The organism is Brachybacterium phenoliresistens, assembly GCF_000576425.1.
Lineage (GTDB): Bacteria > Actinomycetota > Actinomycetes > Actinomycetales > Dermabacteraceae > Brachybacterium > Brachybacterium phenoliresistens.
The window spans coordinates 72,991-79,412 of record NZ_KK070008.1 but is presented as its reverse complement, the minus strand read 5'-3'; the positions used below and the strand labels follow the sequence as shown (position 1 = coordinate 79,412).

General features: G+C 71.6%; 6 protein-coding genes. 4 read left to right on the top strand and 2 right to left on the bottom strand.

Going from position 1 to position 6,422, the window contains the following annotated elements:
• From BF93_RS17595 to BF93_RS20315, 3 genes are all read left to right on the top strand, one after another.
• A partial coding sequence (locus BF93_RS17595) for a multifunctional oxoglutarate decarboxylase/oxoglutarate dehydrogenase thiamine pyrophosphate-binding subunit/dihydrolipoyllysine-residue succinyltransferase subunit (protein WP_038374467.1) occupies positions 1–3,514 on the top strand: 3,514 nt, incomplete at its 5' end.
• A gap of 87 nt (positions 3,515–3,601) precedes the next feature.
• Positions 3,602–4,240, top strand: a complete 639-nt coding sequence (locus BF93_RS17590) for a GDSL-type esterase/lipase family protein (protein ID WP_051487162.1) — start codon at positions 3,602–3,604, stop codon at positions 4,238–4,240.
• Positions 4,241–4,358: 118 nt separating this feature from the next.
• On the top strand, positions 4,359–4,433 hold the full coding sequence (locus BF93_RS20315) for a 50S ribosomal protein bL37 (RefSeq protein ID WP_370297284.1): 75 nt from the start codon (positions 4,359–4,361) through the stop codon (positions 4,431–4,433).
• A gap of 132 nt (positions 4,434–4,565) precedes the next feature.
• Here BF93_RS20315 and BF93_RS17585 read toward each other — a convergent pair whose 3' ends face one another.
• Positions 4,566–4,922 (bottom strand): zf-HC2 domain-containing protein, encoded by a 357-nt coding sequence (locus tag BF93_RS17585; RefSeq protein WP_051487161.1) that lies wholly within the window; start codon positions 4,920–4,922, stop codon positions 4,566–4,568.
• Complete coding sequence (locus tag BF93_RS17580; protein ID WP_038374462.1) at positions 4,919–5,536, bottom strand: sigma-70 family RNA polymerase sigma factor; 618 nt, start codon at positions 5,534–5,536, stop codon at positions 4,919–4,921. Before BF93_RS17580 ends, BF93_RS17585 begins: the two co-directional genes overlap by 4 nt.
• Before the next feature lie 325 nt (positions 5,537–5,861).
• Between BF93_RS17580 and BF93_RS17575 the strand changes: the two genes are divergently transcribed.
• Positions 5,862–6,419: a DoxX family protein gene (locus BF93_RS17575; protein WP_038374435.1), complete on the top strand. Its 558-nt coding sequence runs from the start codon at positions 5,862–5,864 to the stop codon at positions 6,417–6,419.
• Positions 6,420–6,422 lie beyond the last annotated feature (3 nt).

Sequence of the window (6,422 nt, the reverse complement as noted above, 5' to 3'; positions counted from 1 at the left end):
CCCCTCCCCGGCCGCCCCCACCGCCGCCGCTCCCGCCGCGTCCGCCCCCGCAAAGGAATCCGAGTCCGTGAACTCCACGCCCGCCCCGACGGTCTCCAACACCTCCGACCGCCCCGCGAAGGCCCCCACGACCACCGCGCAGATCCCCGTCGTCGAGCTGAGCGAGCCCGAGGTCGTCAAGCTCCGCGGCCCTGCGGCCGCCGTCGTGCGGAACATGGACGAGTCCCTCACGGTGCCCACCGCGACCTCCGTGCGCGACGTGCCCGTCAAGCTCCTGTTCGACAACCGCATCGTCATCAACAACCACCTCAAGCGCAATCGCGCGGGCAAGGTCTCCTTCACCCACCTGATCGGCTGGGCGATGATCGAGGCGATCCGCGAGCTGCCCGACATGAACAACGGCTTCGACGTCGACGACAAGGGCAAGCCGGTCATGCTGCGCCGGGAGGACGTGAACTTCGGCCTCGCCATCGACATGCCGCGTCCCGACGGCTCGCGCGGCCTGGTGGTCCCCTCCATCAAGGGCGCGCAGCGCCTGGACTTCCGCGGCTTCTGGGCGGCGTACGAGGAGATCGTCCGCAAGGCCCGCGCGAACAAGCTGACCATGGAGGACTTCACCGGCACGACGGTCTCGCTGACCAACCCCGGCGGGATCGGCACGGTCCACTCGATCCCGCGTCTGATGGCCGGGCAGGGATGCATCGTCGGCGTCGGCGCGATGGACTACCCCGCCCAGTTCCAGGGTGCGAGCGCCGCGACCCTCGCGCAGCTGGCCGTCTCCAAGGTGATGACGCTGACGTCCACCTACGACCACCGCATCATCCAGGGGGCCGCCTCCGGCGAGTTCCTCAAGAAGATCTCCGACAAGCTGCTGGGCAAGGAGGGCTTCTACGACCGGGTCTTCGCCTCGCTGCGGATCCCCTACGAGCCCGTCCGCTGGGTGGCGGACAACCCCCTGGAGGACACCCAGGAGGAGAAGTTCGCCCATGTGATGGACCTGATCCACGCCTACCGCGTGCGGGGCCACCTGATGGCGGACATCGATCCGCTGCAGTACAAGGTGCGCACCCACCCGGACCTGGACGTGCAGACCTACGGCCTGACGCTGTGGGACCTGGACCGCACCTTCCCCACCCGCGGCCTCGGCGGGACGCAGGAGGCGACGCTGCGCGACATCCTGGGGATGCTGCGCGACGCCTACTGCCGCTCGATCGGCGTGGAGTACATGCACATCGCGGACCCGGAGGAGCGGGCCTGGCTGCAGGACCAGTTCGAGATCCCGCGGCCCAAGCTCACCAAGGAGCAGGTCACGCACGTCATGGACCGCCTCAACGCCGCCGAGGCGTTCGAGACCTTCCTGCAGACGAAGTTCGTGGGCCAGAAGCGCTTCTCCCTCGAGGGCGGCGAGTCGGTCATCCCCCTGCTGGATTCGATCCTCTCCGACTCCGCCCACCACGACGTCGCCGAGGTCTGCATCGGCATGGCCCACCGCGGCCGTCTGAACGTGCTGTCGAACCTGGCCGGCAAGAGCTTCGGCCAGATCTTCCAGGAGTTCGAGGGCGCCGTCGGCCCGGGCGCGATGGGCTCCGGCGACGTCAAGTACCACCTGGGCACCGAGGGCACCTACACCGCCGACGACGGCGAGACCACCAAGGTCTACCTCGCCGCGAACCCCTCCCACCTGGAGGCCGTCAACCCCGTGCTCGAGGGCATCGTCCGCGCGAAGCAGGACAAGCTCGAGCGCGGCAACGACTTCCCCGTCCTGCCGATCCTCATCCACGGCGACGCGGCCTTCGCCGGCCAGGGCGTGGTCACGGAGACCCTGAACCTCTCGGAGCTGCGCGGCTACCGCACCGGCGGCACGATCCACGTGATCATCAACAACCAGATCGGCTTCACCACCGAGCCGGACTCCTCGCGCTCCTCGTACTACTGCTCGGACGTCGCGAAGTCCACGCAGCTGGCGATCTTCCACGTCAACGGCGACGATCCGGAGGCCTGCGTGCGGGTCGCCGAGATCGCCTTCGCCTACCGCCAGAAGTTCCACCGCGACGTCGTGATCGACATGGTCTGCTACCGCCGCCGCGGCCACAACGAGGGCGACGACCCCTCGATGACGCAGCCCCAGATGGCCGCCCTCATCGAGAAGAAGGCGACGGTGCGCAAGCAGTACACCGAGGCGCTGATCGAGCGCGGCGACCTCACCAAGGACGAGACCGAGGACGTCTTCCGCAACTTCCAGGCGCACCTGGACCAGGCGTTCGCGCAGGCGCGCGCGGTCTCCGACGCGGATCCGTCCCAGAGCGTGCAGGGCCTGGACCTGCCGCAGGCGCAGCAGGGCACCGCGCAGGGCGACGGCAGCGCGCAGACGGCCGTGGAGCGGTCCGTGGTCGAGCGCGTCGGCGCCGCCCACGCCGAGTTCCCGCCCTCCTTCACCCTGCACCCCAAGCTCGGGCAGCTCGCCGCCAAGCGCGAGGAGATGTCCCGCGAGGGCCGCATCGACTGGAGCTTCGGCGAGCTGATCGCCTTCGGCTCCCTGCTCATGCAGGGCCACCGCGTGCGCCTGGCGGGCCAGGACTCCCGCCGCGGCACCTTCGTGCAGCGCCACGCCGTCTTCATCGACCACGAGACGCAGGACGTGTGGACCCCGCTGGCCCACCTCTCCGAGGACCAGGCCCGCTTCAACGTCTACGACTCCTCCCTCTCCGAGTTCGCGGCGCTGGGCTTCGAGTACGGCTACTCCGTGGAGAGCCCGGCCTCGCTCGTGCTGTGGGAGGCCCAGTTCGGCGACTTCGTCAACGGCGCGCAGACGATCATCGACGAGTTCATCTCCGCCTCCGAGCAGAAGTGGGCCCAGAACTCCTCGGTGGTCATGCTCCTGCCCCACGGCTACGAGGGCCAGGGGCCGGACCACTCCTCGGCACGGATCGAGCGCTTCCTGCAGCTGTGCGCCGAGGAGAACCTGCGCGTGGCCGTCCCCTCGACCCCGGCGAGCTACTTCCACCTCCTGCGCCGCCAGGCCCTCGCCGAGCCGCGCAAGCCGCTGATCGTCTTCACCCCGAAGTCGATGCTGCGCAACAAGGCGGCGGTGAGCTCCGTCGAGGACTTCACCTCCGGCACCTTCGAGCCCGTGCTCGCCGACACCTCCGTGGACCCCTCGGCCGTGCGCAAGGTGCTGCTGACCTCCGGCAAGGTGTACTGGGACCTGATCGCCCAGCGCGAGAAGTCCGGGATCCAGGACGTGGCGATCGTGCGGATCGAGCAGATCTACCCGCTGCCCGCGCAGCAGCTCACCGAGGTGCTCGCGGCGTACCCGGACGCCGAGCTGACCTGGGTCCAGGAGGAGCCGGAGAACCAGGGCGCCTGGTCCTTCATGGCCCTGAACTTCGCGGTGCAGGTGGGCCGCACCCTGCGGGTCGTCGCCCGGCCGGCCTCGGCCTCCCCCGCCACCGGATCCGCCAAGCGCCACAAGGCCGAGCAGCAGGACCTGCTGGACCGCGCCTTCCAGGCCTGACATCATGCCCGGACCCGCGCCATCGCGCGGGTCCCCGCGTGAGCGACCCCTCCGCTCCCGACGCATCACGACCTAGGAGGTCTCCTGGTGGAGGACCATCCCCCTCAGACCGCTGCCGCACAGCAGGCCCGCATCCGCGTCATCGCCCTCGGCGACGAGCTCCTGGCCGGAGCGGGCGATGCCCGCGCCCTGGGCTGGATCGGCCGCGCCGTGGCCAGCGAGCAGGATCCCTCGGCACGCATCGAGCTGTTCGTCTCCGCGCTGCCGGGCGAGACCTCGGCCGCCCTGGCCGAGCGCTGGGACACCGCGGTGACGGAGCGGATGGACGCCGAGGCCCAGGCCGAGGGCCTCCTCGAGCATCGTGTGGTGATCGGGATGGGCGCCGCCGACGTCACCGCCGGCATCTCCCTGGCCCGGTCGCGCCTGAACCTCGCCAAGATCCTCGACGGCCTGGAGCGGATGCGCGTGCCCGCCTTCGTGGTCGGTCCCCCGCCCAGCCTGGACCGGGGGCGCACCGCCAGCGTGCGGGAGCTCTCGGCCGCCTTCGAGGACGTCTGCGCCCGTCGCCGGATCCCCTACGTCGACACCGTCGCGGCCCTCGAGGGCCACGACCAGTGGACGGCCGATCTCGCCCGGGGCGGGGACCGCCCCGGCCAGACGGGCTACGGCCTCATCGCGTGGCTGGTCCTGCACGGCGGCTTCGGCACCTGGCTCGGCACCAGCTGACCCGGCCCGCCCGCCGTGCCCCGCGGCCCGGGGCCGGCGTGCGACAGACGGCACCGCGACCCGTGCCCGCCGGTGTGGCACAATAGCGGGGTTGTCCTGGGATAGGAAGGAGAGCGTGATGAGCAAGCGTGGCCGCAAGCGCAAGAGCCGTCGCAAGAGCGGCGCCAACCACGGCAAGCGCCCCAACGCCTGATCCGTGACGGCGCCCTCCCGGCCCCGGCCGGACGCGCACGTGACGAAGGGCCGCCCCCGCGACGGGGGCGGCCCTTCGTGCATCCCGGCCGGTGATGCCGCGGCCGGTCCCTGCCGCGATCGCGGGACGGGCTCAGGCGGTGCCGGCCCCGCCCTCGAAGCGGACGGTGCGCGTGACGGTGGTCCGCGTGATCTGGCCGTCCGGCCCGGAGACCTGCTCCGTCCGGGTCACCTCGGTGCGGGTGACGCCGAGGTCCTGGCACTCGATGCTGATCCGCTCGCGGAGGCTGCTCGGGGCGACGTCCTGCTGGCAGCTGCGCCGCACCAGCTCCTTGAGCAGGCGCAGACGCTCCCATTCATCGGCGCACTCCGGGCAGTCCTCGGTGTGGCGGCTCATCCGGACCACGGTCTCGCGGGGCAGCTCGCCGTCCAGCGCCTCCTCGAGGCCGAAGCGGGGATCCCGCCCGGTGCGATCGTCTCGCTCGTTCACTTCTTCTCCCCTTCCCGGGCGGGGACCGCGTCACCCGTCGTGTATCCGTGGCGGACCGCGTAGTCGCCCAGCAGCTCGCGCAGCTGCCGGCGCCCGCGATGCAGCCGTGACATCACCGTGCCGATGGGCGTGTCCATGATCTCGGCGATCTCCTTGTACGCGAAGCCCTCGACATCGGCGTAGTACACGGCCATGCGGTAGTCCTCGCGCAGCTCCTGCAGCGCCTCCTTGACGGCGGAGTCCGGCAGGTGGTCCAGCGCCTCCGTCTCCGCCGAGCGCAGCCCGGAGCTCGTGTGCGAGCCGACGTCGGCCAGCTGCCAGTCCTGCACCTCGTCCGTCCAGGCCTCCTTGGGCCGGCGCTGCTTCTGGCGGTAGGACGAGATGTACGTGTTGGTCATGATGCGGTACAGCCAGGCGCGCAGGTTCGTGCCCGGGGTGAAGCGGTCGCGGGCGCGGAAGGCCTTCATGAAGGTCTCCTGCACCAGATCCTCCGCATCCTCGGGCTTGCGGGTCATGCGCAGCGCGCCTCCGTAGAGGGCATCCAGATGGGACAGCGCCTCGGCCTCGAAGTCGAAGTCCGCTGCGGTGTCGGGGGCGGCGTCTGTCGGGATCATCGGGGACCACGGTACGCCACGGACGCCCTGCGCATCCCGGGCGGCGGACGCCGGTGCGGCCGCCTCGGACCGGGCCTGCGGGCGCGGGGGTGCCAGCATGGTCATGGTGCTTCGCGCTCCTCGTCCCGGCCCCGGGCCGATCCGTCCACGTGCTTCGTCCGGTCGGGAGCTCCCGACCGCCGTCCACCAGGGTGCAACGCCGCCCGGTCCCGTGGTGTTCCCACAGCTCGGCCGCGCCTCTGCGGCCCGGCCCGGCGCGCTACGCTGGAGCGGACATCGGCCCCTGCTGGGCCGAGCACGCCCGAACACCGAACGTGAGGTCACCATGTCGCTGGTCCGTCGCATCGCCCGTCCCCTGCTCGCCGCCCCCTTCATCGTCGAAGGCATCCGCACCGCGATCACCCCGGAGCGCGCGACCGCGGTGCTGCCCCGCTCCGTGGTCGAGAGCGCGGACCGCACGCTGCACTCCACCCCCGTGCCGGACCTCGTGAAGGTCAAGGACCTCCTGCGGGTCTCCGGCGCCGTGGCCGCGGGGGCCGGCGTCCTGTACGCCACCGGCCGCAGCCCGCGCCTCGCGGCGGCGGTGCTGCTGGCCACGACCACCGTCGGCTGGGCCGGCCGCAAGCGGGTCTGGGAGCTCAAGGGCGCCGAGCGCATGCAGGAGCTGTCCTCGATCGTCACCGACGCCGGGCTGCTGGGCGGCGTGCTGCTCGCGGTGGTCGACCATGACGGCCGCCCCTCCCTGCGCTACCAGGCCGAGCGCTTCCTCGAGCGCAGCCAGAAGAACGCCGAGGCGAAGAAGCGCGAGCTGGAGAAGGCCGCCGGCGCCGCACGGCGCGGCGCCGAGGCCCGCGCCGCGCAGCTCGCCGAGCGCGTCTCCTGAGGC

Excerpts from the sequence above, each read along its gene's own strand:
- BF93_RS17580 (WP_038374462.1), bottom strand. The coding sequence starts at position 5,536 with ATGATCCCGACAGACGCCGCCCCCGACACCGCAGCGGACTTCGACTTC.
- BF93_RS17575 (WP_038374435.1), top strand. The coding sequence starts at position 5,862 with ATGTCGCTGGTCCGTCGCATCGCCCGTCCCCTGCTCGCCGCCCCCTTC.